Source organism: Streptomyces sp. NBC_00984 (assembly GCF_045162475.1).
Taxonomy (GTDB): Bacteria; Actinomycetota; Actinomycetes; order Streptomycetales; family Streptomycetaceae; genus Streptomyces.
The window spans coordinates 5,334,527-5,360,530 of sequence record NZ_CP108734.1 but is presented as its reverse complement, the minus strand read 5'-3'; the positions used below and the strand labels follow the sequence as shown (position 1 = coordinate 5,360,530).

General features: G+C 70.8%; 23 protein-coding genes and 2 pseudogenes. 14 read left to right on the top strand and 11 right to left on the bottom strand.

All coding sequences use genetic code 11. The features are described 5' to 3' along the window. Positions 1-73 precede the first annotated feature (73 nt). From OG520_RS23975 to OG520_RS23950, 6 genes are all read left to right on the top strand, one after another. Positions 74-1,630, top strand: a complete 1,557-nt coding sequence (locus OG520_RS23975; protein WP_406014550.1) for a potassium/proton antiporter — start codon at positions 74-76, stop codon at positions 1,628-1,630. Positions 1,631-2,005: 375 nt separating this feature from the next. Next, on the top strand, positions 2,006-3,289 hold the full coding sequence (locus OG520_RS23970; RefSeq protein WP_399328100.1) for an MFS transporter: 1,284 nt from the start codon (positions 2,006-2,008) through the stop codon (positions 3,287-3,289). A 66-nt stretch (positions 3,290-3,355) separates the two neighbouring features. Further along, entirely contained in the window at positions 3,356-3,706 is a 351-nt protein-coding gene (locus OG520_RS23965; RefSeq protein WP_406014549.1) for an FmdB family zinc ribbon protein, read from the top strand. Positions 3,707-3,814: 108 nt separating this feature from the next. Continuing rightward, the gene (locus tag OG520_RS23960; protein ID WP_399328104.1) at positions 3,815-4,648 is read left to right on the top strand and encodes an S-methyl-5'-thioadenosine phosphorylase; all 834 of its coding nucleotides are present in this window, start codon (positions 3,815-3,817) and stop codon (positions 4,646-4,648) included. Positions 4,649-4,824: 176 nt separating this feature from the next. Continuing rightward, the gene (locus OG520_RS23955) at positions 4,825-5,469 is read left to right on the top strand and encodes an RcpC/CpaB family pilus assembly protein (RefSeq protein ID WP_406014548.1); all 645 of its coding nucleotides are present in this window, start codon (positions 4,825-4,827) and stop codon (positions 5,467-5,469) included. 123 nt (positions 5,470-5,592) lie between these two features. Further along, complete coding sequence (locus tag OG520_RS23950; protein WP_406014547.1) at positions 5,593-6,102, top strand: MscL family protein; 510 nt, start codon at positions 5,593-5,595, stop codon at positions 6,100-6,102. 67 nt (positions 6,103-6,169) lie between these two features. Here the strand turns inward: OG520_RS23950 and OG520_RS23945 are convergent, their stop codons facing one another. The 5 genes and pseudogenes from OG520_RS23945 to OG520_RS23925 all read right to left on the bottom strand — a co-directional run bounded on the left by OG520_RS23945 (position 6,170) and on the right by OG520_RS23925 (position 9,116). Continuing rightward, positions 6,170-6,379 carry a hypothetical protein gene (locus OG520_RS23945; protein ID WP_385328972.1) on the bottom strand — a complete coding sequence of 70 codons (210 nt, stop codon included), beginning with the start codon at positions 6,377-6,379 and terminating at the stop codon, positions 6,170-6,172. A gap of 21 nt (positions 6,380-6,400) precedes the next feature. Then, positions 6,401-6,805: a hypothetical protein gene (locus tag OG520_RS23940; RefSeq protein WP_406014546.1), complete on the bottom strand. Its 405-nt coding sequence runs from the start codon at positions 6,803-6,805 to the stop codon at positions 6,401-6,403. Then, positions 6,802-7,140 (bottom strand): annotated as a pseudogene (locus tag OG520_RS23935) (Rieske (2Fe-2S) protein); the annotation flags it as partial. The pseudogene OG520_RS23935 and the gene OG520_RS23940, both read right to left, overlap by 4 nt. Before the next feature lie 75 nt (positions 7,141-7,215). Continuing rightward, positions 7,216-7,929, bottom strand: a pseudogene (locus OG520_RS23930) (molybdopterin oxidoreductase family protein); the annotation flags it as partial. After that, positions 7,926-9,116 carry an MFS transporter gene (locus OG520_RS23925; RefSeq protein ID WP_406014545.1) on the bottom strand — a complete coding sequence of 397 codons (1,191 nt, stop codon included), beginning with the start codon at positions 9,114-9,116 and terminating at the stop codon, positions 7,926-7,928. The gene OG520_RS23925 and the pseudogene OG520_RS23930, both read right to left, overlap by 4 nt. Positions 9,117-9,240: 124 nt before the next feature. On the opposite strand from OG520_RS23925, the gene OG520_RS23920 reads away from it, so the two are divergent. The 3 genes from OG520_RS23920 to OG520_RS23910 all read left to right on the top strand — a co-directional run bounded on the left by OG520_RS23920 (position 9,241) and on the right by OG520_RS23910 (position 12,661). Beyond that, the gene (locus tag OG520_RS23920; RefSeq protein ID WP_406014544.1) at positions 9,241-10,398 is read left to right on the top strand and encodes a low temperature requirement protein A; all 1,158 of its coding nucleotides are present in this window, start codon (positions 9,241-9,243) and stop codon (positions 10,396-10,398) included. A 143-nt stretch (positions 10,399-10,541) separates the two neighbouring features. Then, the gene (locus OG520_RS23915; RefSeq protein WP_406014543.1) at positions 10,542-11,756 is read left to right on the top strand and encodes a P1 family peptidase; all 1,215 of its coding nucleotides are present in this window, start codon (positions 10,542-10,544) and stop codon (positions 11,754-11,756) included. A 134-nt stretch (positions 11,757-11,890) separates the two neighbouring features. Continuing rightward, positions 11,891-12,661, top strand: coding sequence for a DUF6227 family protein (locus tag OG520_RS23910; RefSeq protein WP_406014542.1), 771 nt, complete (start codon positions 11,891-11,893; stop codon positions 12,659-12,661). A 145-nt stretch (positions 12,662-12,806) separates the two neighbouring features. Here OG520_RS23910 and OG520_RS23905 read toward each other — a convergent pair whose 3' ends face one another. Next, positions 12,807-14,390 carry an MFS transporter gene (locus OG520_RS23905; RefSeq protein ID WP_406014541.1) on the bottom strand — a complete coding sequence of 528 codons (1,584 nt, stop codon included), beginning with the start codon at positions 14,388-14,390 and terminating at the stop codon, positions 12,807-12,809. A 92-nt stretch (positions 14,391-14,482) separates the two neighbouring features. On the opposite strand from OG520_RS23905, the gene OG520_RS23900 reads away from it, so the two are divergent. Then, entirely contained in the window at positions 14,483-15,469 is a 987-nt protein-coding gene (locus OG520_RS23900) for a helix-turn-helix transcriptional regulator (RefSeq protein ID WP_399328122.1), read from the top strand. Between the two features lie 138 nt (positions 15,470-15,607). Here OG520_RS23900 and OG520_RS23895 read toward each other — a convergent pair whose 3' ends face one another. Next, the gene (locus OG520_RS23895; protein WP_406014540.1) at positions 15,608-16,606 is read right to left on the bottom strand and encodes an RNA polymerase sigma factor RpoD/SigA; all 999 of its coding nucleotides are present in this window, start codon (positions 16,604-16,606) and stop codon (positions 15,608-15,610) included. 148 nt (positions 16,607-16,754) lie between these two features. On the opposite strand from OG520_RS23895, the gene OG520_RS23890 reads away from it, so the two are divergent. Both OG520_RS23890 and OG520_RS23885 read left to right on the top strand, forming a co-directional pair. Further along, on the top strand, positions 16,755-17,294 hold the full coding sequence (locus OG520_RS23890) for a GNAT family N-acetyltransferase (RefSeq protein WP_399328124.1): 540 nt from the start codon (positions 16,755-16,757) through the stop codon (positions 17,292-17,294). 72 nt (positions 17,295-17,366) lie between these two features. Further along, positions 17,367-18,479, top strand: coding sequence for a questin oxidase family protein (locus OG520_RS23885; RefSeq protein WP_406014539.1), 1,113 nt, complete (start codon positions 17,367-17,369; stop codon positions 18,477-18,479). A gap of 89 nt (positions 18,480-18,568) precedes the next feature. Here the strand turns inward: OG520_RS23885 and OG520_RS23880 are convergent, their stop codons facing one another. Continuing rightward, positions 18,569-19,351, bottom strand: coding sequence for a dioxygenase (locus tag OG520_RS23880; RefSeq protein ID WP_406014538.1), 783 nt, complete (start codon positions 19,349-19,351; stop codon positions 18,569-18,571). A gap of 139 nt (positions 19,352-19,490) precedes the next feature. Between OG520_RS23880 and OG520_RS23875 the strand changes: the two genes are divergently transcribed. Then, positions 19,491-20,003, top strand: coding sequence for a MarR family winged helix-turn-helix transcriptional regulator (locus OG520_RS23875; RefSeq protein WP_406014537.1), 513 nt, complete (start codon positions 19,491-19,493; stop codon positions 20,001-20,003). A gap of 146 nt (positions 20,004-20,149) precedes the next feature. On the opposite strand, the gene OG520_RS23870 is transcribed toward OG520_RS23875, so the two are convergent. Together OG520_RS23870 and OG520_RS23865 are read right to left on the bottom strand one after the other, a co-directional pair. Next, positions 20,150-21,682 (bottom strand): MFS transporter, encoded by a 1,533-nt coding sequence (locus OG520_RS23870; RefSeq protein ID WP_406014536.1) that lies wholly within the window; start codon positions 21,680-21,682, stop codon positions 20,150-20,152. Positions 21,683-21,863: 181 nt separating this feature from the next. Beyond that, positions 21,864-22,526, bottom strand: coding sequence for a TetR/AcrR family transcriptional regulator (locus tag OG520_RS23865; RefSeq protein ID WP_406014535.1), 663 nt, complete (start codon positions 22,524-22,526; stop codon positions 21,864-21,866). Positions 22,527-22,871: 345 nt separating this feature from the next. Between OG520_RS23865 and OG520_RS23860 the strand changes: the two genes are divergently transcribed. Further along, complete coding sequence (locus tag OG520_RS23860) at positions 22,872-24,149, top strand: M6 family metalloprotease domain-containing protein (protein WP_406014534.1); 1,278 nt, start codon at positions 22,872-22,874, stop codon at positions 24,147-24,149. Positions 24,150-24,200: 51 nt separating this feature from the next. Here OG520_RS23860 and OG520_RS23855 read toward each other — a convergent pair whose 3' ends face one another. Next, entirely contained in the window at positions 24,201-25,985 is a 1,785-nt protein-coding gene (locus OG520_RS23855; RefSeq protein ID WP_406014533.1) for a class I adenylate-forming enzyme family protein, read from the bottom strand. Positions 25,986-26,004 lie beyond the last annotated feature (19 nt).

The following is a 26,004-nucleotide window of genomic DNA, read 5'->3' as shown; positions in this document are numbered from 1 at the left end:
GAAGGAACGGCCACTGTCTGTCCACACGCTCAACGAACTCCTGCTCGTCTGCTCGCTCGTTCTGCTCGTCGCGGTGGTGGCGGTGCGCATCTCGTCCCGCAGCGGGCTCCCCAGCCTGCTCCTGTACCTCGGCATCGGGATCGCCATAGGGCAGGACGGCATCTTCGACGTCAAGTTCGACAATGCGGAACTGACCCAGGTCATCGGCTACGCCGCACTCGTCGTGATCCTCGCCGAGGGTGGCCTGGGCACGAAGTGGAAAGAGATCAGACCGGCGCTGCCCGCCGCGGTGATGCTCTCGCTGGTCGGCGTCGGGGTGAGCGTGGGCGTCACGGCGGCCGGCGCGCACTACCTGGTCGGCCTGGACTGGCGGCAGTCGCTGATCATCGGCGCGGTCGTCTCGTCGACGGACGCCGCCGCGGTCTTCTCCGTACTGCGCAAGGTGCCGCTGCCCGCCCGGGTCACCGGTGTGCTGGAGGCCGAGTCCGGCTTCAACGACGCCCCCGTGGTGATCCTGGTGGTCGCCTTCTCCACCAGGGGGCCGGTGGACAGCTGGTACGTCCTGGTCGGCGAGATAGCCCTGGAACTCGCCATCGGCGCGGCCGTGGGTATCGCCGTCGGCTGGCTCGGCTCGTTCGGACTGCGTCATGTGGCGCTGCCCGCCTCCGGCCTCTACCCGATCGCCGTGATGGCGATCGCGGTGTCCGCGTACGCGGCGGGCGCACTGGCCCACGGCAGTGGCTTCCTCGCCGTCTATCTGGCCGCGATGATCCTCGGCAACGCCAAGCTGCCGCACTGGCCGGCCACCCGCGGCTTCGCCGACGGTCTCGGCTGGCTGGCCCAGATCGGCATGTTCGTGCTGCTCGGGCTCCTGGTCACGCCGCACGATCTGTACGACGACTTCTGGCCGGCGGTCATCGTGGGACTGGTGCTGACCGTGGTGGCGCGTCCGCTGGAGGTCTTCATCTCGCTGGCGCCGTTCCGGCTGCCCTGGCAGGAGAAGGCGCTCATGTCCTGGGCGGGGCTGCGCGGCGCCGTGCCCATCATCCTGGCGACCATCCCGATGGTCGCCGGGGTCGAGGGCTCCACCCGCGTCTTCAACATCGTCTTCGTCCTCGTCGTCGTCTACACCCTCATCCAGGGACCGACGCTGCCCTGGCTCGCGAAGGCCCTGAAGATCTCCGACGATCCGGCCGAGGCCGCCGACCTGGGCATCGAGTCGGCACCGCTGGAGCGGCTGCGCGGCCACCTGCTGTCGGTGGCGATCCCCGGCCGGTCGAAGATGCACGGCGTGGAGGTCGGGGAGCTGCGGCTGCCCGCCGGGGCCGCCGTCACCCTCGTCGTGCGGGACGGCAAGAGCTTCGTACCGGCGCCCTCGACCGTGCTGCGGCGCGGCGACGAGCTGCTGGTGGTCGCCACCGACCCGGTGCGCGACGCCGCGGAGGAACGGCTGCACGCGGTCGGCGAGGGCGGCAAGCTCGCGGGCTGGCTGGGGGCCGGCGGCAGAGGTGGCGGCGGTGGCGAGAGCCCCGGGTCCCATGCGGGACACGATGTGGTCCACGACATGACACACGCGCTGAAATCCGTGAAACGGCGGGGGAAGCCGGGCGGACCCAAGGCGCACCACTGAGGGTGCACGCATTGCGCGTGCACCCTGGGGGGCGCTTCCGATCCGAGGTGCCGGTGGAGTCCTTGCGCACAATCGCAGGTGCACAAGGACCTCTGCCTGTATCATGAAGGGGACCCGATCGACCCCTGTGACGGGGCCGGTCGACTTCAACGACCAACCCGATCGACCAACCCGAACGACCAACTCTGCCTGACGCAGAGCTGGCGCGACCGTATGGCGGTCGTGGCGTCCTCCGCCTCTGCTGAGCGCCCGGCATCTACCGCAGTCCCGCGCGAAGAGGACAGCTCTCGGCAGCACCCGCAGGAACGAGCCCGCACCATCCGTGCCGGGCGCCCCGCGGGAGCCCGGCCACCAGGCGGCAGAAAGGCATGGACCGTGGCGTCCACGGTCACCGACCGCCCCGGATACGGGCAGTTGCTGCGCACCCCGGGTGCGTGGACATTTCTCCTGCCGGGCTTCGCCGCACGGCAGCCCTTCGCGATGCTGACCATCGGCATCGTGCTCCTGGTCCAGCACACCACCGGCTCGTACGGCAGCGCGGGCGCCGTCGCCGCCGTGACCGGTGTCTCCATGGCCCTGTTCGCACCGCAGACCGGCAAGCTCGCCGACCGTTTCGGCCAGCGCGCCGTGCTGCTGCCGGGCGTCCTGGTGCACGCGGCGTCCGTGTCGGTGCTGACGGCGCTCGCGCTGGCGGACGCGCCCCTGTGGGCGCTGTTCGTGGCGGCCGTGCCGACCGGTGCCTCCGTCCCGCAGGTCGGACCGATGGTGCGGGCCCGCTGGGCGGCCGTGCTCGGCGCGGCACCGGGCCGCGAGGCCTCGCCGCTGTTGTCCACCGCGGCCGCCTTCGAATCGGTGACGGACGAGTTCACCTTCGTCATCGGCCCGGTGCTCGCCACCGCGCTGTGCACGGGGGTGCACCCGGCGGCCGGTCTGATCACGGAGGCCACGCTGACCCTGGCCGGCGGGCTGCTCTTCGCCGCGCAGCACCGCACCCAGCCGGCGGTGCGCAACGCCGCGTCCGGCACCTCCCAGCGGCACGCCTCCGCCCTGTCCGTACCGGGTGTACGGGTGCTCGCGGTGGCCTTCCTCGGGATCGGCGCGGTCTTCGGCGGCATGCAGGTCTCGCTGACCGCCTTCGCCGAGGAGATCGGCCGCCCGGGAGCCAACGGTCTGCTGTACGGCGTCTTCGCGGCCGGCAACATGCTCGCCGGGATCGCCTGCGGTGCCATCGCCTGGAAGAGCGGGCCGCGACGGCGGCTGATCGTCGGGTACGTGGCACTGACCCTGACCGCGTCCGGACTGTGGGCGGTGCACTCGGTGCCCCTGCTGGCCGGGCTCGGACTCCTGGTCGGACTCTCCATCGCTCCGGCCCTGATCAGCGGCTACACGCTGGTCGACGCTCTGGTGCCGGGGGCCGCCCGGACCGAGGCGTTCACCTGGCTGACGGGCTCGGTCGCGCTCGGCCAGGCGGCGGCGGTGACGGTCGCCGGACGGCTCGCGGACGCCCACGGAGCCAGCACCGGATTCGTGGTGCCGTTGGTGGGGACCGTACTGGCCCTGATCACCCTGGTGGGACTGCGTTCGAGGCTCGCGCCCGCCGCCTCGGGACGGACCGTGGCACGTGGTGTCGGTCACCGGAAGCCGGTCACGGTGGACTGATGCTGCGGAATACGTCAGTATGGAGCGTCGTTAGCACTCATTGAGTCAGAGTGCCAGGAGGAGCAAGTGCCGACCTATCAGTACCAGTGCACCGAATGTGGCGAGGGCCTCGAGGCGGTGCAGAAGTTCACCGATGACGCCCTCACCGTGTGCCCGAGCTGCGAAGGACGCCTGAAGAAGGTGTTCTCGGCGGTCGGCATCGTCTTCAAGGGTTCCGGTTTCTACCGGAACGACAGCCGCGGCTCCTCGTCGAGCAGCACGCCGTCTTCGTCCTCGGCAAAGGCGTCCGGTTCCGCTTCGTCGTCCGACTCCTCGGCGTCCTCGACGTCGACGGGATCCGACTCGAAGTCGTCCGCCTCTTCCTCGGCGGCGTCGTCGTCCTCCTCGTCCTCGACGAGCGGCACGTCGGCCGCCTGAGCCGGACCGCACGTCCACAGCGCACTTCCGCACCGCACTTGCACCGGGAGCCCCGCCGATCCGTTCGGCGGGGCTCCCGGTGTTTTCCGGCGCCGCTAGTGTGATCGCATGGCGAACGCAGAGATCGGTGTCATCGGCGGCTCGGGCTTGTACTCCTTCCTGGAGGACGTCACGGAGGTGCGTGTGGACACCCCGTACGGTCGGCCGAGCGACTCCCTCTTCCTCGGCGAGGTCGGCGGTCGCCGGGTCGCCTTCCTCCCCCGCCACGGACGCGGCCACCATCTGCCGCCGCACCGCATCAACTACCGGGCCAACCTGTGGGCGCTGCGTTCCGTCGGCGTACGTCAGGTACTCGGCCCGTGCGCGGTGGGCGGCCTGCGCCCGGAGTACGGGCCGGGCACCCTGCTCGTGCCCGACCAGCTGGTGGACCGCACCAAGGCCCGGACGCAGACGTACTACGACGGGGAGATCCGGGCCGACGGTGCGGAGCCGAGCGTCCTGCATCTGGGCTTCGCCGATCCGTACTGCCCCGAGGGGCGCAGGGCGGCGCTGGCGTCGGCGCGGGCGAAGAACTGGGAGCCGGTGGACGGCGGGACTCTGGTCGTCGTCGAGGGACCGCGCTTCTCGACCCGGGCCGAGTCGCGCTGGCATGCGGCGATGGGCTGGTCGGTGGTCGGGATGACCGGTCACCCGGAGGCCGTCCTCGCCCGTGAACTGGGCCTCTGCTACACGACGACGACCCTGGTGACGGACCTGGACGCGGGCGCGGAGGCCGGCGAGGGCGTCTCGCACGGGGAGGTGCTGAAGGTGTTCGCGGCCAACGTGGACCGACTGCGCGCGGTGCTCTTCGACGTGGTGGCCGCGCTGCCCGCGCAGGCGGACCGGGACTGCCCGTGCTCGCACGCGCTGGACGGTCTCAGGACGGGGATCGAGTTGCCCTAGCGGGTGAGCGGGGGCGGTCTTGGGGCAGCGGGGCGGGTGACGGACTTGGGGCAGCGGGGCGGGTGACGGAGTTTTCCACAACGCCGGGGCTGTCCACAGGCCTCGGCGGGAATCTCGCGGACGGTGGATCGTGAGGGGTGTTCGTCCGAAACTCCTCATGGCAGGTGGTGTCGACCATGTTCCCGTCGTCCGTGTCGTTCACGTCGTCCGTGTCTTCCGCGCCGCGCGCGTCGTCCGTATCGCCCTCGGCCTCCTCGGCCTCCTCGGCGTTGCCGTCTCCGTCTCCGGCGCCCCCGCCCTGCGGGGTGCCCGTGTTCGAACCCTTGCGAGTGCGCGGGGGCGGTGGGCGCCGGCTGCGGCGGGCGTTGTGGCGGCAGCGCCGGGCCCTGGCCGCCGGGCTGGCCCTGACGGCCGCCGCGCTCGCCGCCACGGGGCTGGGCGGTGGCGGCGCGGGCACGGGTGGTGAAGCCGCGTACGGGGCGGGGGCCGGGGGTGAGGCCGGTGCGGCGCCAGCGCAGGCCCGGCGACCGGCCCGGTTGGTGTCCGCGCCGGTCCGGATCGCGGATGCGGGGGCCGTTCGTTTATTGCGGCCGGGTGACCACGTCGATGTGATCGCCGCCGGGGAAGCCGGTGCCGGAACCGTTGCTGGAACCAGTGCCCGGGTGCTGGCGAAGGGCGCGCGGGTGGCGGAGGTTCCGCAGGCCCCGGTGGGGGGTTCCGTGGAGGACGGTGCGCTGATCGTGCTGTCCGTCCCCCGGGACACGGCCACCGCACTGGCCGGCGCGGGTATCTCGTCCCAACTGGCGGTGGCCCTGTGTTGATTCGCACTGACGATCGATCAAGTCACCTGACCAACCTCGCAGATTGGGTGATTTCAACGCGTACTGCCATAAGTTGTGGAGGAGTTTGCTCCGCCTACGGCACACGCGAAGGAAGGCTCATCCGTGTGCGAGAAGAAGGTCAGTCTGCTGGAAGGGTTCAAAGCCTTCCTGATGCGCGGCAATGTAATCGATCTGGCGGTCGCCGTCGTCATCGGCGCCGCGTTCACCCAGATCGTGAACTCGATCGTCAAGGGCGTCATCAACCCGCTGGTCGGTTCGTTCGGCACCAAGGACCTGGAGAGCTACAGCTCCTGCCTCAAGGGCCCCTGCATCACGGACCCGAAGACGGGCGAGGCGACCGAGGGCATCCGGATCCTGTGGGGTTCGGTGCTCAGCGCCACCCTCAGCTTTCTGATCACGGCCGCCGTCGTCTACTTCCTGATGGTCCTGCCCATGGCCAAGTACCTCGCCAAGCGGGCGGCGATGCAGGCCGCGAAGGAAGGGGTGCAGGAGACGCTGGAGGTGAGCGAGCTGGAGGTGCTGAAGGAGATCCGCGACGCCCTCGTCTCGCAGCGCGGCGGCCCGGCGGGCGAGGCCCCCGGCCAGGACCCCGGCCGGGGTCACGACCAGTAGCTCCGACCACTCCACGCACAGCAGAAGAACCGGCAGCATCACCGCCGGACCACCACGGAGCGGGGAATCAGATGTGGTGGGGCGGCTTCTCGTCGAGGAAGCGCGCCAGATCGGCGGCGCTGCCACCGGCCGGGGCCCGCTCGCCCCACCCTCGGTCCGTATCGTCCGAGGACTGCTGGTCCAGCGGATCGTCGAAGATCAGAGCCGGTTTCGGCTTCGGCCGCTCCGGATCGGAGGGCTTCGAATCGCGCGGGCCGGGGGCGGGGGCGGTGCTCATACGTCAAGGGTACGGCGGCGGTCAGCGATCCTTCGGGTCGATCAGCCACAGCCCGAGGACGACGAGGAACGACAGACAGAGGAAGCCGGCCCCCCACCAGGCCGTGCCGGTGTTGCCCTCCATCCACGCGTCGATGGTGACGGTCAGACCCCAGAGCTGTCCGACGACCACCGTCATGGCGAGGGCCAGCCGGGCCGTCAGCTTCGAGGACCGCTCGGGCTCCTGGTCGGTGCCCGCCCCCGGACCGGGGCCGGTGTGGCGGACCCGGGGGTCTCCGTAGCCGCTGGTGGCGCGGATCTGCGGATAGCGCTCGTGGACGGGCCGGTTGAGTTCGGGGCGAGCACTCCCCGGGTGGTACTCCGGGTACTGCGAGGACTCCGGGGGCTCCGAAGGCTCCTGGTTCCGGGACTGCCGGGCATCGGTCATGGCCGCCTGCCGGAGGGCTCGGCCTCGGCCCCGGCCGCGGGGGCCTCCGCGCCGCCGCCCTTGACGGCGGGACAGCCGATGCGGGAGGCGAGGTCCGGGCGGTCCTCGGAGAGCTGACGGCACAGGCCGTGCTCGATGCTCTCGCCCGAGCGCGTCGTGCCGACCGCCCAGATGCTGCCGTCGGCCTGTTCGGTGAGTACCACCTTGGGCAGCGCACGGGGCGGTGGCCCGGCGGTGACCTCGCCGGTGCGGGCGTCGAAGATGCCCTCATGGCAGGGGCAGTACAGCTCGCCCTCGGAACCGTGATCCTTGCGCCAGAGCACGGCGCAGGCGAGATGGGTGCAGATCGCGGAGTAGCCGACGAGGGTGCCGTCGTCCAGGCGGACCGCGACCGCCCGGTCCTCCTCATCCGGGTAGTGGAAGGCGAGGGACTCACCGGGCAGGAGCTGAGCGGCGATCCTCTTCGGCGAGGGTGCGGGGTTGCCGGCCCGGTCGATGCCGAAGGCGAGTTTGTTGGCACCCGCGGCGCTGACCATGCAGAGCCGGCCGTTGTAGTCGACGTGCCGGGACTTGAGGGCGACCCGGGCGAATTTGCCGACCAGATAGGTCTTTTCGGAGAAGAGACTGGCGCCGCCGAGAAGCCCGAAGGCGTCGTTCCCGTAGCTCTGCTGGATGCGCTCGATCTCGGCGACGGTGAAGTCGAGCGCCTCGTCCCAGGAGACCTCGCGGAAGTCCTCGTCACGGGAGCGGCGCATCAGCGGGGCGGTGAGCCGATCGGGGTGGTTGACCTGCTGGTACGCGTTGATTCCCTTGGGGCACAGCCGCATCCGGTTGATGTCGTGGTTGCGGGGTTCGACGCCGAAGACCTTGCCACCGCGGTCGACGCGCAGATACATCCCGCACTGGACCCCGCAGAAACAGCAGTGGGTGGGAACGAGCGTCTCGCCCTCCTGGTCGGCGCGCCACCGGTCGGCGGGGATACCGCCCGCGTCCCGGAAGGCCCGGGTGCCGGGCGGAGCGAGAGAGGGGTCGAGAGGCACGACCGCACGGGGGTCGGCCGTGCGGGGGCCGGTCGTGCGGGGGTCGGCCGCACGGGAGTTGGCCGCACGCGGATCCGCGGTCACTTGAAGCCCTTCTTCACCTGGGAGAGATAGGCGCTGCCGCGCAGCACCCGCTTGCAGCGCGGGCAGTATTCGGCCCACTCGTCGAAGTCGAGGCCGAGGTCGCGCATGGTGCCGCGGAGGTTCTCGACGTACGGCCCGGTGTCGATGGGCTCCTCGCAGCGGCGGCAGCCGAGCACCTCCTGGTCCTGCCGGGCGGTGTATTTGAACAGCTGCATGCCGACCGCGGCCGGGCGCTGGACGATGTGGAAGAACTTCCCGAACGGGATGTAGATGAGGGTGAACACCACCGACACCATGTGGAGGACCGCCAGGAACTCGTATCCGCCGCCGTGCAGGAAGATCGACGAGAAGGTGAGCAGCAGACCGGTCACCGAGATGACGATGAGAGCGATGAGCGGCACCAGGTCGTAGGCGAAGCGCTGGCCGGTGATGGCGCCGCGGTCCTTCATCCGGCGCCACAGGAAGTACGAGGCGCCGGGGATGACGAGCACGGCGGCGATGTCCAGGCCGTGGAACATCAGCCAGCCCAGAATGTCCAGGGAGTCGAACCCGATGATCTTGAAGCCCCAGATACGCATCTCGTAGCCGGGACCCGATCCGCTGCCGGAGGTGAAGGTGAACCAGCCCCAGGTCAGCGGAAAGGTGATCAGGGAAGCGAGGATGCAGCCCCAGAAGATCAGCTGATGGGCGGCCCAGCGGGCGTGCGAGCGGGCGCCGAGGAATTTCTGGAAGCCCAGATATGTGGCGATCATCCGGGGCAGCGCGGTGGGGGCCTTGCGGAAGTTGGCCACCGAGAAGAAGCTCCGCCACCCCTGCTTGAACAGCCGCCGGGCGCCGGGCGCGGAGACCCAGACCGTGTAGCGGTAGGCGACGCCGAAGGCGAGAAAGACGGTGGCGACGGCGTACGGGAGGAGAGCGGAGTCGAAGTTCTCCAGCAGCCGGCTGCCGAGCACGATCGCGAGGATCAGCAGGACGGAGACGATGACGCCGGCCGCGGTCGCGCGGGCGGTGACGGAGCGGGGCCCGGCGGCCCGGCGGCCGGCGGTACCGGGTCCGGGTCCGGCGGCCTGAGGTCCGGCGGCACCGGGCCCGGCGGAGGGCGGGGTGCCAGGCGCTCCGGCGGAGCCGGCACGTGCACCGGGGCCGGGCCGCGCGGCTGCGGCGGAGGCTTCTGGCGGCTCTGTCACCCCGTCACCGTAGGGACGTACATGATAGTTGGTCCTGTTTTACGACTCAGCCGGGTGAGCCCGATCGCCCATCCGGGGCATGCCCCGTTCGGCGTGGTCGAGCCCGTCTGGTGTGCTGGCTCCCATGCCCGTAATGACGGCTCGCAGCCGCACCGAGGAACATCGCGCGTCGACCCCGCTGGAACTCTTCTTCGACCTCTGCTTCGTGGTCGCGGTGGCCCAGGCGGGCGCGCGGCTGGTTCACGCCGTCACCGAAGGCCACGCCCTTACCGGAGTCGGCAGCTACGCGGCCGTTTTCTTCGCGATCTGGTGGGCCTGGGTCAACTTCAGCTGGTTCGCCTCGGCCTACGACACCGACGACCCGCTGTACCGCGTCGTCACGCTCGTCCAGATCACCGGTGTGCTCGTCCTCGCCGCCGGAGTGCCGCGCGCCTTCGACGGGGGCGACTGGACGGTCGTCGTCATCGGTTACGTGGTGATGCGGCTCGCGCTGACCAGCCAGTGGCTGCGCGCCGCGCACTGCACCCGGGGTGGGGAACGGCGCGTCGCGCTGCGGTACGCCGTCGGGATCACGGTGGTGCAGCTGGGCTGGATCGCCATGCTGCTGCTGCCCGCCGACTCGCGTGGAGCCCGTACCGCCGTCTTCGTCGTGCTCGCGCTCGCGGAGCTGTCCGTTCCCGCGCTCGCCGAGCGCGACCGCTCGACAAGTTGGCATCCGCACCACATCGGTGAGCGGTACGGGCTGTTCACGATCATCGTGCTGGGCGAGACGATCGCGGCGGCCACGGTCGCGGTCCAGGAGGCGGTGTACGAGCACGACGCGCTCGGCGAACTGCTGCCGATCGCCGCGGGCGGGCTGCTGATCGTCTTCTCCGCCTGGTGGATCTATTTCGCCGTACCGATCCATGACTACCTGCGCGGCAGCAGGGAAGCGTTCATCTGGGGATACGGACACTTCCTGATCTTCGGTTCCGCGGCCGCCATCGGCGCGGGCATCGAGGTCGCGGTGGAGGAGGCCGTGGGCAAGGCCCACGTCTCGGACACGGTGGCCGCCGCCGCGGTGACCATTCCCTCCGCGCTCTTCCTGCTGACGGTGTGGGCGCTGCACGCCCGCCACTTCAAGCGCGACCTCGCGGAGCAACTGCCCCTCCCCGTGGCCGCGCTGGCCATCCTGGCCTGTACGTTCGCCGGCGGGTGGGCGGTGTTCGCGGCCGGTCTGGTCGCCGCGGCGGCCGTGACCGTGGGGGTGCTGCTCTCCCGGCGGCCGGCCGTGGCCGGGTGAGCGCAGTGGACGGCCGGCGACGGTTCACGTGATCGGACGTTGCGGGTCGTGGGTCGCGAGCCGCGTCATCAGTGCCGGTGGATCGCAAGCCGCGTCATCAGTGCCGGTGGATCGCAAGCCGCGTCATCAATGAGGAGCACGCAATGACGGAAGAACCCCTGAATCCGACGGACCCCGCCGCCCCACCGAACGCCGCCCCACCGAACTCCCCCGGGCCGAACGCCGCCCCGCCCAACGCCCCCGGGCCGCTCGACGCGCTGCCCGACCTCCTCGACGCGCTGACCGACGTCGCGGGGCTGCGCGTCGGCCATGCGCAGGTGCCCGGCGAGGGCGCGCTGAGCGGCACCACCGTGGTCCTCGCCCCGGAGGGCGGTGCGATCGCGGCCGTGGACGTACGCGGTGGCGGCCCCGGCACCCGGGAGACGGACGCGCTCGATCCGCGCAATCTGGTGCAGCGCATCGACGCCGTCGTCCTGACGGGCGGCAGCGCCTACGGCCTCGACGCGGCGTCCGGCGTGATGGCCTGGCTGGAGGAGCAGGGGCGCGGGGTGCGGGTCGGCCCCGATCCGGCGCAGGTGGTGCCGGTGGTCCCCGCCGCCTGCCTCTTCGACCTGGGGCGGGGCGGCGACTGGCGGGCCCGCCCCGATGCCTCGACGGGCCGCGCCGCGGTGGAGGACGCGGCGGCTGCGGGGCCGGGAGCGCCGGTGGCCGAGGGGGGCGTGGGCGCCGGTACGGGCGCGGTCGCCGGGCAGCTCAAGGGCGGCGTGGGCACGGCGAGCATCCGGCTGGCCTCCGGCATCACGGTGGGCGCGCTCGTCGTGGTGAACGCGGCGGGCTCGGTGGTCGATCCGCGTACCGGGGTGCTCTACGGGGAGTACGGCGCCGCCGAACCGCCGGCGCACCCGGCGCCCGAGGTCCTCCGTGCGGCGGAGCAGCGCCTCACCGAGGTACGGGAGGCGACCGCGCGGCCCCCGCTCAACACCACGCTCGCCGTCGTCGCCACGGACGCCGACCTCACCCGGGCCCAGGCGCAGAAGCTCGCGGGTACGGCGCACGACGGACTGGCGCGCGCCGTCCGCCCCGTACATCTGCTCACCGACGGGGACACCGTTTTCGCGCTGGCGACCGGCGCCCGGCCGCTGGATCCGCAGAATCCGATCGCGCTCAACGACCTGCTGGCAGCCGGCGCGGACGTGCTCACGCGCGCCATCGTGAAGGCCGTCCGGGCAGCTCGGAGCGTCGACGGCCGCCCCGGCGGCGGCTGCTACCCCTCGTACAGCGATCTCTACGGCCTGCGGCCGCGCTCCTCGCCGCAGCCGGAGGACGATCGCCCGGCCCCCGACTCGCCTGCCGGGTAAGGAAGTTCGGACGAACCATCAGGAACCATCTGCGTGTGCCATACGTTTTCCTGAACCCCGGTCATGATGTCGGACCCAGGGACTACGTTATGCACGCAGCAAGTAACACGCGGCAACGGCCTGGAGACAGCACCTTGAGCGATCCGTACGAGACAACCGAGCAGCACCTCGAGCGACTCCTGCGACGGGCACTCAACTCTTTCGACCTGCCCGACAGCACGGTCGAGAGACTCGGTACCGCGCTCGCCCACAGCAGTTCCCTGCACTCCTCGCACCACAGTTCCGTACTCCACCGAGAGACCTACCGGCACACGTACCTGCTGTCCGACGGCACCCCCCTCTCCCTGTGGGAGCTGGTGCACGGCGGCCCGCGGAGCGCGACGGACCCGCGGTTCCGGACGGAGCCCGACCTCATGCACCACGAGCTGTACGACGACGAGGCCGATGCCCATGTCGCCGCCGCCAGGCTGACCGGCAGCTTCGGCGAAGTCCCGGTGTTCGGGGACGACGGGCCGCAGGCCGACCTGGAGATACTCACGGTCCTGATGGCGGCTCCCCCGGCCCCGCTGCCCAGGATGTACGCCCCGGACAACTCCGCCGACCACGCCCGCCGCGTCCTGCGCCGCGCGGAGAACAGCGACGGTCCCGGCGAGGAGACCGCCCGGCTGCTGCGCGCCGCCTTCGCCCACCACATCACCCAGGTCTTCGGCCGGCAGTGCCAGGTGGACGGGCGGGACGCCGGATTCACCCTGTATGAGCACGCCTTCCTGCTCCTCGACGGCAGCGAGACGAGCCTGTGGGAGGTCGAGCACACGGCCACGCCGGACGGCCGCCACATGTGCGAGGTGTACGGCGACGAGAACACCGCACGCGGCGCCATGGAGAGCCGTACGCGCATCTGCTGACCCGGTGCCGAGGCCCGGAACCCGAGGCCTCGGCACCGGATCCGACTCGGAATCAGAAGCAGACACGGGCTCGGGCGCAGACGCACCGGTGCCCGCACCCCGAAGGGTGCGGGCACTGTCCTCCTTCGCCTCCGGCGGAGGTCGGTCAGGACGTCAGAACCGGCTTCTTGGCGCCCTCGGAGCCGCCCGCCGCATCCACGACACCCGCCGAGCCCTCGACGCCCGCCGCGTCCACGGCCTCGTCGCCGTCCTCCATGTGCTGCCGCTGCCGCGCGGGCAGCGCGAACATCACCAGGAAGATCACCGCGAGCACCCCGGCAACCCACCACAGCGAGTGCCGGAACGCCTCCGCGAACGCCGGGCCCACCTCCTGCGGCGCCAGCCGGTCACCGATCGCGCCGAGGAAGACGACCGAGACCAGTCCGAGCCCGAGCGCATTGCCCATCTGCTGCACGGTGTTGATCAGCCCGGAGGCCGAACCGGAGTGTTCCTTGGGCACCTCGGAGAGCACCGCGTCGGTCAGCGGCGCCACGATCAGGCCCATCCCGATACCCATGACCACCAGCGGCAGCGCCATCTGGAAGGACGTGATGTCCATGCCGTACCGGTCGGACTCCCAGATGTAGAGGAGCAGGCCGGCGATCATCAGCAGCGCGCCCGTCTGGAGGACCTTGCGGCCGAAGCGGGGCACCAGCTTCTGTACGGAGATCCCGGCGGCGAACGACACGGCGATCGAGAACGGGATACCGGTCGTGCCGGCCTTCAGCGCGCTCCAGCCGAGGCCCATCTGCATGTAGAGCGTCCAGACCAGGAAGAAGATGCCGAGCCCGATACCGAAGGTCAGCTGCACGGCGATGCCCGCAGCGAAGCTCTTGACCCGGAACAGCGACAGTTCGACGAGCGGCGAACCGTCCTTGCGCGCCTTGCCCCGCTCGAACAGCACCAGAACCAGGAACACCAGCAGGCTGCCGACCATCGACACGTGGCCCCACAGCGGCCAGCCCAGCTCGTGCCCACGGGTCAGCGGGTAGATCAGCATCAGCATGCCCAGGGTCACCAGGGCGACGCCGACCAGGTCGAGCCGGAGCGCCTTCGGGGCCTTGGACTCGGTGATGAACTTCCGGCCGAGGATCAGGCCCGCGATGCCGACGGGCAGGTTGATCAGGAAGATCGGCCGCCATTCGAGACCGGCGATGTTCCACTCGGTGAGCAGCGCGCCCAGCAGCGGCCCCAGCACGGCACCGAGACCGACGATCGCGCCGAAGAGGCCGAAGACCTTGCCGCGCTCGTGCGCCGGGAAGGTGGCGTGCACGATCGACAGCACCTGCGGAACCATCAGCGCGGCGGTGCCGCCCTGGAGGATGCGGGAGGCGACCAGCATCTCCGGGTTGGCGGCGAAGCCGCAGAGCGCGGAGGCCACGGTGAAGCCGCCGATGCCGATGAGGAACAGCCGCTTGCGGCCGTAGATGTCCCCCAGCCGGCCACCGGTGATCAGACCGGCCGCGAAGGCCAGGGAGTAGCCGGCGGTGATCCACTGGATCGAGCTGAACGAGGCGCCGGTGTCCTCGCGGATGCTCGGTATGGCGATATTGACGATCGTGACGTCGACCAGGTCCATGAAGGCCGCGGTCATGACGATGGCGAGCGCGAACCAGCGTCGCCGGTCCGACGGGTCCGAGGACACCGTTGGCCCGGATGCCGTGGACGACAGAGATGAGGAAGAAGTCATATGAAGAAGCTAAACATTCATTAGGTCGGTCCATGACCTAATGGGTGAGCACCCTGGTGAGACGACCGACACCCCGGCGGAAGGCTGAGGCCATGACCGACACCCCGGCACGACTGCTGAGTCTGTTGTCGCTCCTCCAGACGCCCCGCGAGTGGCCGGGCAGCGAGCTCGCCGAACGGCTCGATGTCAGCCCGCGCACCATCCGTCGCGACATCGACCGGCTCCGCGAGCTCGGCTATCCCGTCGAGGCCTCGCGGGGATCCATCGGCGGCTACCGGCTCGTCGCGGGCACCGCGATGCCGCCGCTGCTCCTCGACGACGAGGAGGCGGTGGCCATCGCGGTGGGCCTGCGGGCGGGGGCCGGGCATGCCATCGAGGGGGTGGACGAGGCGTCCGTGCGGGCGCTGGCGAAGCTGGAGCAGGTGCTGCCGTCGCGGCTGCGGCACCGGGTCTCGACCCTGCAGAACGCGACGATGCCGCTGACCCGGGGCGACGGCTCGACCATCGACCCGCGGACGCTGACCGTGATGGCCTCGGCGGTCACCGGGCAGGAACGGCTGCGGTTCGCGTACCGGGCGGGCGACGGCGCCGAGACGAAGCGGGAGGCCGAGCCGTACCGGCTGGTGAGCACGGGGTGGCGCTGGTATCTCGTGGCGTACGACCTGGGGCGCGAGGGCTGGCGTACGTTCCGGGTCGACCGGGTGAGCGAGCCGTTCGCGACCGGGGCCCGGTTCGCACCGCGCGCGCTGCCCACGGGGGACGCGGCGAGGTTCCTCGCCGGTTCCATCGCCCGGCGGCAGCCGGAGCTGGCGGTCGACGTGAGCTTCGCGGCCCCGGCGGACTTCGTGTCCGCGCGGCTGCCGGCGTCGATCGGTCCGCTGGAGCGGACCGGCGAGAACAGTTGCCGGCTGCGGGCGGTGCTCGCGGACTCGCTGGAGTGGGTGGCGCTCCGGCTGGCGCTGGTGGACTGCGACTTCACCGCGCACGAGCCACCGCAGCTGGTGGATTACCTGGGCGATCTGGGTGCCCGCCTGACCCGCGCGGCAGCACGCCGGCCTCCGGGACGAACCGGGTCATGAGCCGAACGGAAGCGGACCGGCCATGAAAAGACCGGCCATGAAAGGAATGAGCCCCGGCGCCAGGGGGGGGGTGGGCGCCGGGACTCAGCTCAGGGGGTCACGCGAAGCGACCCATTTCGGAGGTTACTGGACGAAGGCTCACGCCGCAGCATCAAAACCCGTGTCGTGGGCCATTCGCTTCAGTTCGAGCAGCGCGTGCTTCTCGATCTGCCGGATCCGCTCACGGGTGAGGCCGTGCTGCTTGCCGACCTCGGTGAGGGTCCGCTCACGGCCGTCCTCGATGCCGTACCTCATACGGATGATCGACGCGGTGCGGTTGTCGAGCTTGCCGATCAGGTCCTCGAGCTCCTCGCTGCGCAGCAGCGTCATCACCGACTGCTCGGGCGACACCGCGGAGGTGTCCTCCAGCAGATCGCCGAACTGGGTCTCGCCCTCGTCGTCCACGGACATGTTGAGGCTGACCGGATCGCGGGCCCAGTCCAGGACGTCGCCCACGCGCTCCGGCGTGGAGTCCAGCTCGGCCGCTATCTCGGCGTGCTCCGGGTCGCGGCCGTGTTCACGGTTGAACTCGCGCTGCACCCGGCGGATCCGGCCGAGCTCCTCCACCAGGTGGACGGGGAGCCGGATCGTGCGGGACTGGTCGGCTATGGAACGGGTGATGGCCTGACGGATCCACCACGTCGCATACGTGGAGAACTTGAAGCCCTTGGCGTAGTCGAACTTCTCGACCGCGCGCACCAGGCCCGCGTTGCCCTCCTGGATCAGGTCGAGCAGGGGCAGCCCGGCCCGCGGATAGCGGCGGGCTACGGCAACGACGAGCCGGAGGTTGGAACGGATGAATATGTCCTTGGCGCGCTCGCCCTCGGCGACCAGCGCCTCCAGCTCCTCGCGCGTGGCTCCACCGGCTTCGCTGTCCACCGCGCCGTCGAGTATCTGCCGGGCGTAGACGCCCCCCTCGACGGTCTGCGACAGCTCGACTTCCTTGGCGGCGTCGAGCAGAGGCGTACGCGCGATCTCGTCCAGGTACATGCCGACCAGGTCGCGATCGGCGATCTCTCCGCCCGAGGCGCGAACACTGCTTGCCCGGCTGGTCCCACCGGTGGCGGACGAACGACGGGCGACGGCACGGGTTGCCATGCGTGCTCCCTTGCTGAGTAGGTCGCGACACCCTTCCGGGTGCCCTGCATCCGATGGAAACAACGACTGGAATCCGGACAGAATTCCCACGCCTGGCATTCACTTTCGCGATCATGCAGTACCCTGTGCCGCCGCGAGGGGAGGGCGCATGCCGGAGAGTCCCACAGAAGCGCAGGTCAGGCCGGGCGTCGAGGGTGATTTGGTGGCGCTCACGGACATCTACAACCATTACGTACGTGAGACCGCGCTCACATTCGACACGACCCCCTTCACTCCCGAACAGCGGCTGCCGTGGTTGCGTTCCCACCCTGAAGACGGCCCGCACCGTCTTCTGGTTGCTCAGGATGTCCGGCTTGTCGGCCCCGCCTCGATCCTGGGATACGCCACCAGCAGCGCTTTCCGCCCCAAGGCGGCGTACGCGACCTCGGTCGAGGTGAGCGTGTACTGCGCCCCCCGGGCCACCGGCCTCGGCATCGGCACGCTCCTCTACACGTCCCTGTTCGAGGCACTCGCCGACGAGGACCTGCACCGCGCGTACGCGGGCATCACCCAGCCCAACGACGCCTCAGGACGGCTGCACGAGCGCTTCGGTTTCCGCCATGTCGGTACGTACGCCGAGGTGGGCCGGAAGTTCGGCACGTACTGGGACGTGGCCTGGTACGAGAAGCGACTGGGGCCACAGCCCTAGTCCCCCGGCCGGTCCCGGTCTGGGTCCGCGGCCCGTTACGCCGCGCGACCCCCGCGCCTAGCGTGCTCGCGTATGGACGACACGACGAACACGGGCGACACGACGAACACGGGCGACACGACGAACACGGGCGGCGCGGCGGGCCCGAACGACGCGGACGGCACCACGGTCGCGGACGACACCACGGGCACGCTCGACGAGGCGCTGGAACGCCTCCACTCCTCGGGCCCCGAACGCGACGGCTGGCTGAGCAATCACGGCCCGATGGCCGTGGAGTCGCTGGTCCGGCACGGTCAGGCACCGGCCGTCCACCGCTGGCTCGACCACTACAGCCACAAGCTGGAGGACATGCCGGACACCGCGACCCGGGTGACGGCGGAGAACTGGCGCGAGGCCCTCGGCGACCCGCGCCGGATCGCGGACTGGACGGCGTACTTCGAGCGGGAGACCGCCGAACGCCCCTGGCGGGACGTCCTCACCGAGTGGTGGCCACGGCTGCTCCCCGGCATCGCGGCGGGCGCCACCCACCCCGCCATCCGGGTCGGCCACTCCGTGCGCACCCTGCTCGCCGGCGAGGCGACCGTACCCCGGATCACCGAGCTCGCCCACGGACTCGGCTACTGGGCCGCCCGCCACCAGCCGCTGCCCGCGCTGGCCCCTCTCGCGCCCGCGCCCACCGCCGCGGCCGCACTGGACGCCGTACCGCCGGTGCCCGAGCAGAGCGGCGGTATCCGGGACCGGCTGGCGCAGCTCACCGCGTTCCCGGTGTGGCCGCAGCGGTTCACCGACGACCCGGACGAGGCGCGGGCCCGGCTCGTGGAGCTGGTGCGGGCCGCGACCCACCGGTTCGCCACGCACGGGCACGGCGAACCGATCATGCTGGTGCACGCCGCGACCGCGCCCAATGCCGTGCTGCGCACCCTGCCCGCGCTCCCGCGCGCGCTGTGGGTGCCGAGCCTGGAGGCCGCGTGGGCGGCGAGCGCCGCGGTCACCGCCACGTACAGTCCGGCCGAGGCAGCCCCGTACGCACCGGCGACCGCGTCCGCCGACGAGCTGTTCGCACGGGCGGCGGCGCACGGCGACGATCACACCATCAAGTTCACCGACACCGCGCTGGACGTCGGCGACGGGACGGCCCTCGCCGCCGCACTCCGCTCGATCGAACTGAACCCGCCGGCCCTGTGATGTGACGACGACGGACCGAACCCGCCCCGGCCCTGTGGACGGGGCCGTGACCAGGGCCGCGTCCGAGGCCTCGGCCCTGGTCACGGGCCTCAGCCGAACTGCACCGACCGCTTCGCGAGTCCCATCCAGAACCCGTCGATGACGCTGCGCCCCCGGTCCAGCTCGCCCTCCGAGGCGCCGAGCGTCACGAAGAGCGGCGCGAAGTGCTCGGTGCGCGGGTGGGCCAGCCGGCCGGCCGGGGACTTGTGCTCGAAGTCCAGCAGCGCGTCGATGTCCCGCGCCTGGAGTGCCCGGTTCCCCCAGTCGTCGAACTCCGCCGACCAGCCGGGGGTACCGCCGCCCGCATGCCGCAGGGCGGCCAGGTTGTGGGTGAAGAAGCCGCTGCCGACGATCAGGACGCCCTCGTCGCGCAGCGGCGCGAGCTTGCGCCCGATGTCCATGAGCTTCTGCGGGTCCAGCGTCGGCATGGAGATCTGGAGTACGGGAATGTCGGCGCCCGGGAACATCTCCACGAGCGGGACGTACGCCCCGTGGTCGAGCCCGCGGTCCGGAATGTCCTGCACCGGCGTACCGGCGCCGCGCAGCAGCTTGCGTACGCTCTCCGCCAGTTCCGGGGCGCCCGGGGCGGCGTACCGCACCCGGTAGTAGTGCTCGGGGAAGCCCCAGAAGTCGTAGACCAGCGGGACCGTCTCCGTGGCCCCGAGGGCCAGCGGTGCCTCCTCCCAGTGCGCGGAGACCATCAGGATCGCGCGGGGGCGGGGCAGCCCGGCGGACCAGGCGGCCAGTTCGCCGGGCCAGACCGGGTCGTCGGCCAGCGGCGGGGCGCCGTGGGAAAGGTAGAGGGCGGGCATGCGCTCCGCGGTGACTGTCATGGCACTCCCCATCCACTGCTGATCCGGGTAAGTCTTCTACTGGGGCCTTTTTGAGAAGGAAGGATTCTTTAATGTTCAAGCTTCCTTCCTGCGGAGACCTTAGCTCTATCTAGTTCAACTTTCAAGAAAAGGTCGTACAGTGGAGTACATGACCACGGCATCCACCGGTGAGCCCCACTGGCTCTCCGACGAAGAGCAGCGCGTGTGGCGCGCGTATCTCCACGCCACCACGCTCATGGAGGACCACCTCGACCGCCAGTTGCAGCGCGATGCCGGCATGCCACACATCTATTACGGTCTGCTCGTCCAGCTCTCCCAGGCCCCGCGCCGCCAGAAGCGGATGACGGAACTGGCCAAGGACGCCAAGATCACCCGCTCGCGGCTCTCGCACGCCGTCGCGCGGCTGGAGAAGAGCGGATGGGTGCGCCGCGAGGACTGCCCGTCCGACAAGCGGGGCCAGAACGCGGTCCTCACCGACGACGGCTTCGAGATGCTGCGCCGGTCCGCACCGGGCCATGTCGACGCCGTACGCCAGGCGATGTTCGACCGGCTCACGCCCGAGCAGGTGCGCTCGCTGGGCGAGATCATGCAGGTCGTCGCCGCCGGACTGCAGCCGGAGGGCACGGACGCGGATCTGCCCTGGCTGCGCTGAACCGCGCGCATACCGATACGGCTGTGCCCCGGTTCCGTTCGACCTCTTGAGCTTCGACCTTTCGAGCTTCGAGCTTCGAGCTTCGAGCGGAAACCGGGGCACAGCCGCGTTCACATCATCTCCGTGTCATATCCGCGCGTCGGCGCTCAGTGGGCGACGACCGGGATCTTGAACTCGTCCTCGACACCCCCGGCGTCACCCGAACCAGAGCCTCCGGTCGCCGGGCCCGCCAAAGGCCGCCCGGCGTTGATGAAGGTCACCGCGATGGCGGAGGCCACCACCAGGATGCCGACGGCCCACCAGATGGCGCCGGTGAAGCCGTGCACCATCGACTGGAGCTTCAGCGGCTCCGGGTTCTTGGCGCCGAGTGCGGCGTGCGAGGAGGCGTACGCCGTCGCGGCCGAGGCGGCGATGGTGTTCAGCAGCGCTGTACCGATCGCGCCGCCCACCTGCTGCGAGGTGTTGACCATCGCGGACGCGACACCCGAGTCCCGGGGCTCGACACCGTGCGTGGCCAGCGACATGGCCGGCATGAACGCCGTACCCATGCCCAGACCCAGCAGCAGCTGCGCGGGCAGGATCAGCCCGACGTAGGAGGAGCCGATCTCCAGCTGCGTCAGCAGCAGCATGCCGACGGCGGCGGTCAGGAAGCCGGGACCCATGAGCTTGCGCGCCGGGACCCGGGTCATCAGCCGGGCACCGATCTGCGTGGATCCGGTGATCATGCCCGCGATCATCGGGAGGAAGGCGAAGCCGGTCCTGATCGGCGAGTAGCCCTTCACGACCTGCAGGTAGTACGTCAGGAAGAGGAACAGCCCGAACATCGCGATGACGGCCAGACCCAGCGAGAGGTAGACGCCACCGCGATTGCGGTCCATCAGGACGCGCAGCGGCAGCAGCGGCGACTTGACCCTGGACTCGGTCAGGACGAAGGACAGCAGCAGCACACCGGACGCGACGAACATGCCGATGGTCAGCCCGTCCGACCAGCCGGCGGACTCGGCGCGGGTGAATCCGTACACCAGCGAGACCAGACCCAGCGCGGACAGGACGACGCCCGGGACGTCGAGCGACGAGCGGTTACGGCTGCCGGCCGGCTCACGGATCACGAAGTACGCGCCCGCGGCCGCGATGACGGCGAACGGGATGTTGACGAAGAACGTCCAGCGCCAGTTCAGCGCCTGGGTCAGGAAGCCGCCGAGGATCAGGCCGACGGCGCCGCCGCCACCGGCGATCGCACCGTAGATGCCGAACGCCTTGGCGCGCTCCCTCGCATCGGTGAACATCACGGCGAGCAGCGACAGGGCCGCCGGCGCGAGCAGCGCGCCGAAGACGCCCTGGAGCGCGCGGGAGCCGAAGAGCATGCCCTGGTTCTGCGCCGCGCCACCGAGCGCGGAGGCCAGCGCGAAGCCGATCAGGCCGACGACGAAGGTCCGCTTGCGTCCCCAGAGGTCGGCGATCCGGCCTCCGAAGAGCAGCAGCCCGCCGAAGGCCAGGGCGTACGCCGTGATGACCCACTGCTTGTTGGCATCGGAAATACCCAGGGCCGTCTGGGCGTGCGGTAGCGCGATGTTCACGATCGTGGCATCGAGCACGACCATCAGCTGCGCGAGGGCGATGAACGCCAGCGCTTTCCAGCGACTGGGGTCCGGGAGTCGGAGATCGGCTGTTTTTGACATGGGTGTATCCACCTAAGGGCGCGCATGTACGCGAGGAGTCGTGAACCGGGATGCCGGTGAACATGAACCGGGATGCCGGCGAAAAGGGAAGACGGTGATCGGGCGGGCGGGTGGTGAAAGGGATGGTCAAGGCGTGGCGGACGTGCCGCCGGGCTCCTCGTTCAGGAGCCCGGTGCGGATGTCATGGCCGGCGCCGCAGATCCTCCAAGGTCGCTGCTGTTCCCGGCAGTTCGGACCGGGCCGGGGCCTCCAGTCCGTCCAGGAACAGCTGTAGATGACGGTGGGTGAACCGGTCGATGTCCAGGCAGCCGGTACCAGGCAGCGGCCGGGTGAGCTGCGAGAGGGCGACGAGTACGTCACCGACGGCGATGTCGGTGCGCAGCCGCCCCGCGGACATGGCGCGCGACACGAGCCCCTCGACGGCCTCTTCGAGGCGTCGGCGCTCGGCGAGCAGTTCGGGATGGTCCTTGTCGAAGCTGCCGGAAAGCGTCGGGCACAGCGCCCCGATCCGCTCGTCGGCCGCCGCGTGCACGAAGCGGCTGAGCGCGGCGAAAGGGTCGGCCTCCTCGGCCACCGCCTCCTCCGCACGGTCGGTGGTCCGGGAGGTGACCGCGAGCACGACCTCGTGCACCAGCGCGGCCCGGTCGGGGAAGTTCCGGTAGAGCGTGGCGTTGCCGACGCCGGCGCGTCTGGCGACCTCGTCGAGCGGGACGTCGGACCCGAACTCGACGAACATCTCGCGCGCGGCCGTCACGATCCGCTCCCGGTTGCGCAGCGCATCGGCCCGCGGACGGGGCGTCCGGGGCTGCGTCGCTCCGGTGGCGGTACGACTGACGGTGTCCACGACGACTGCCCCTCCTACTGCTTCCACTGCTTTCACTGTCTCTGCTCTGCTGCTTCCGCTGTTCCTGCTCTGCTGCTTCCGCTGTGGCGCTCTTCGTTCTCGACGGCGCCCCTTGGCGACCCTCCCCGTAACCGGGGACCGCCTCCCCGTTTCGCGGGGACACGAATTCAAACGGGGAAACCGTCCCCGCTTATTTCCCCATTCCCATGTGACCTGAGTCACATAACCGGAGCGGAAAACCAGCCGAACGGCGCACCCAACGAGCGGCGCCGCACCACCCGCAACAGGCTGATCCGCAGAGCGCAGTCAGGGCCGGCCGACTGCCGCGGACCCCGAGGCGCGTATATGCAGAAGCCCCGCCACCGGATACGCAACCACCGCCACCCGATCGCGCTCGCCTCCGCAACAGCCCTGGTCATAGCCGCAATGGCCACAGCCAGCAACACTCTTCCGATAGCCAGCCGGGCCTCGGCCGGCCCGGTGGCCACCGCCCGTTCGGCAGGCATAGCCCCGTGCCGAATACCGGCGACCACGGGCGTACAGATGTCGGAAGGCATGCCGACACCGGAGGGCTACGCCCGCTCCACGGGCAAGGTCCGTGCCCTCAACCTGATGATCGACTTCCCGGACGCACCGGGCGCCGGTTCCGCGATGGACCGGTACGCCGAATTCTTCCCGCAGACCACCGGCTGGTTCCGGACCGCATCGTACGGACGGCTCACGTACGTCCCCGACGCCCCGTTGAAATCCTGGCTGCGGATGCCACTGCCGCTCTCGGAGTACGGGGTGGAGCGCGGCTCACCGTACGAGCCGGGCTACCGCCACCTCGTCCAGGACATCATCGCCGCCGCCGATCCGAAGGTGGACTTCGCCTCGTACGACCTGGTCAACATCCTGGTCACCCCGAACGCCGGCCCCTCCGCCCTGGACACCGTCCTGTCCGTGACCTTCTCCGGCAACGACGACGCCCCGCGGGCGGACGGCGTCCCGCTCGCCAACACGTCCTTCATCTACAGCCGCCAGGACGACGGCTCGGGCTCGTTCAAACAGACCGGATACCGCGTCCTGCCGCACGAGAACGGCCATGTCTTCGGCCTCCCCGACCTCTACACGATGGAGGGCGGCGGCTCGGTCGGGCACTGGGACATCATGTCCGAGGACTGGGGCGCCAATAACGACCTGCTGGGCTGGCACAAGTGGAAGCTCGGCTGGCTGGACAACAACCAGATCAGCTGCGCCGCACGGCCCGGCACCAGCGAACACGTACTCGGACCACTGGCCACCCGGGGCGGCACCAAGCTGGCGTTCGTACCTCTGAGCAGTGAGTCCGGCTATGCGGTGGAGGTGCGGACCAAGGCCGGCAACGACCAGGCGATCTGCAAGCCGGGCGTACTGATCTACAAGGTGAGCTCGGACCTCGACACCGGACAGGGCCCAGTGTCCGTCGTGGACAGCACCAAGGGAGGCGCCGGCTGCACCCGGCTGCCCAATGTGCACTCCGAACTGTCCGACGCCCCCTTCCGGCCCGGCGAGACCTTCACCGACCGGACCAGCGGGATACGCATATCCGTGGTCGACAAGGACAAGAAGGGAAACTACCGAGTCCGCATAACCCGCCCCTGACCACGCCGCCCGCTCGCTCCCCTATCGCCCCCCCTGTCGCCCCTCTGTCGCCTATCGCCCCCGGACCTCCGCTTCGACGGGCCCGCGCAGCTCCCGCTTGAGGATCTTCCCGGTCGGATTCCGGGGCAGCGGCTCGTCCCGTACGAGCACATGGGCCGGAACCTTGAACGCGGCCAGGCTGCGCCCGACGTGCGCCCTCAGCTCCTCGGCCGTGACGGTGGCACCGGCCCGCAGCCGGACGACGGCGGCGACCTCCTCGCCCAGGACCGGGTGCGCCACCCCCAGCACCGCCGCGTCCTCGACGTCCGGGTGGTCGTGCAGCACCGCCTCGACCTCCACGCAGTACACGTTCTCCCCGCCGCGGATCACCATGTCCTTGATCCGGTCGACGATGCCGACCCGCCCCTCGTGCGCCACCGCGAGATCCCCGCTCCGGAACCACCCGTCGGTGAACGCCTGGGCGGTCGCCGCCTCGTCGCGCCAGTAGCCGCGGACCAGTGACTGACCGCGCAGCCACAGCTCCCCGACCTCCCCCTCGGGCAGCGCCTCGCCCGCGGGCCCGGCGATCCGCACCTCGGTGGTGGGTGTCGGCCGGCCGACGCTGCCCGGGTGGAGCCGGTACTCGGCACCGAAGTTCGCCAGGACACCACCACTGGTCTCGGTCAGGCCGTAGCCGTTGCGGGGTTCGATGCGGTCGCCGTGCCGGGCGGTCAGCCGGGCGACCAGATCGGGCGGAGCGGCGGCCCCGCCGGTGTTCAGCATCTGCAGACCCTCCAGGCCGTCGCCCGCCCGCTCGGCCGCGGCGAGCAGCTGGAGCGCGGTCGCCGGGACACCGGCGTAGTGGGTGACGCCGTGCTCGCGGATCAGACGGAGCGCCTCCTCGGCGTCCCACTTCCGCATCAGGACGAGGGTGCCGCCCACCGCCATCGCCGCGTAGAAACCGGTGAACGCGGCGACGTGGAAGAACGGGAAGGTCAGCAGCGACACCGGGGCGGGCCCCTGCCCCGGGATCAGCCCGCGGCCGAGCGCGGAGGCGGCCGCGTGGAACCGCGGGTTGACCGCCGCCCCCACCTGGGCGAGATGGGTGGCGACCGCGCCCTTGGGCCGGCCGGTGGTGCCGGAGGTGTAGATGATCGTCGCGTCGTCCTCGGGCCGGATCTCGACCTCGGGGGGTGCGGCGAGCGGATCGGGCGCGGGCAGGTCCTCGTACCGTTCGACACCGTCCGGGACGGTCTCCTCCGCGTGGAAGACGACCACGCGCGCCCCGTTCTCCGCCGCCCACCCGGCGACCCTGGGCAGCCGCTCGCCGTCCACCAGGAGCACCCGTGGCCCGGAGTCGTCCAGCGCGTACGTGAACTCGTCCTCGGTCCACCAGGCGTTGAGCGGTACGGCGACCAGCCCGGCCAGCTGCGCCGCCCAGAAGGCGATCTGCCACTCGGGGTGGTTGCGCATCGCGACGACGGCCCGGTCACCCCGGCGCAGCCCGTACGTCCTGGTCATCCGGCACGCCAGCGCGGACGCGGCGGCGAAGAACTCGGCGTACGAGTAGCTGCCCTCCCCCGAGATCAGGAAGGGCCGGTCCCCGAAGGCCCAGGTGGTCTCCACGAACGCGCGGAGCGTCCTGGGCCCGTCCGCGTACACGAGCGAGCCGGCGTGCACCCCGTCCTCCACCCGCACCACGGCGAACGGGGCTCCCGGGCCGGTCAGCGCGGCTTCGATGCGGACGGCGGCCTCCGCGGCGGCCGCGACCGCCTCCGGATCGGGGCCGACGGCGGTCGGGCCGGGGGCGGCAGAGCCCGGTCCGGGGGTGGCGGGAGTCGGGTCGATGTGCGGCACGAGCGACCTTTCTAAGCGT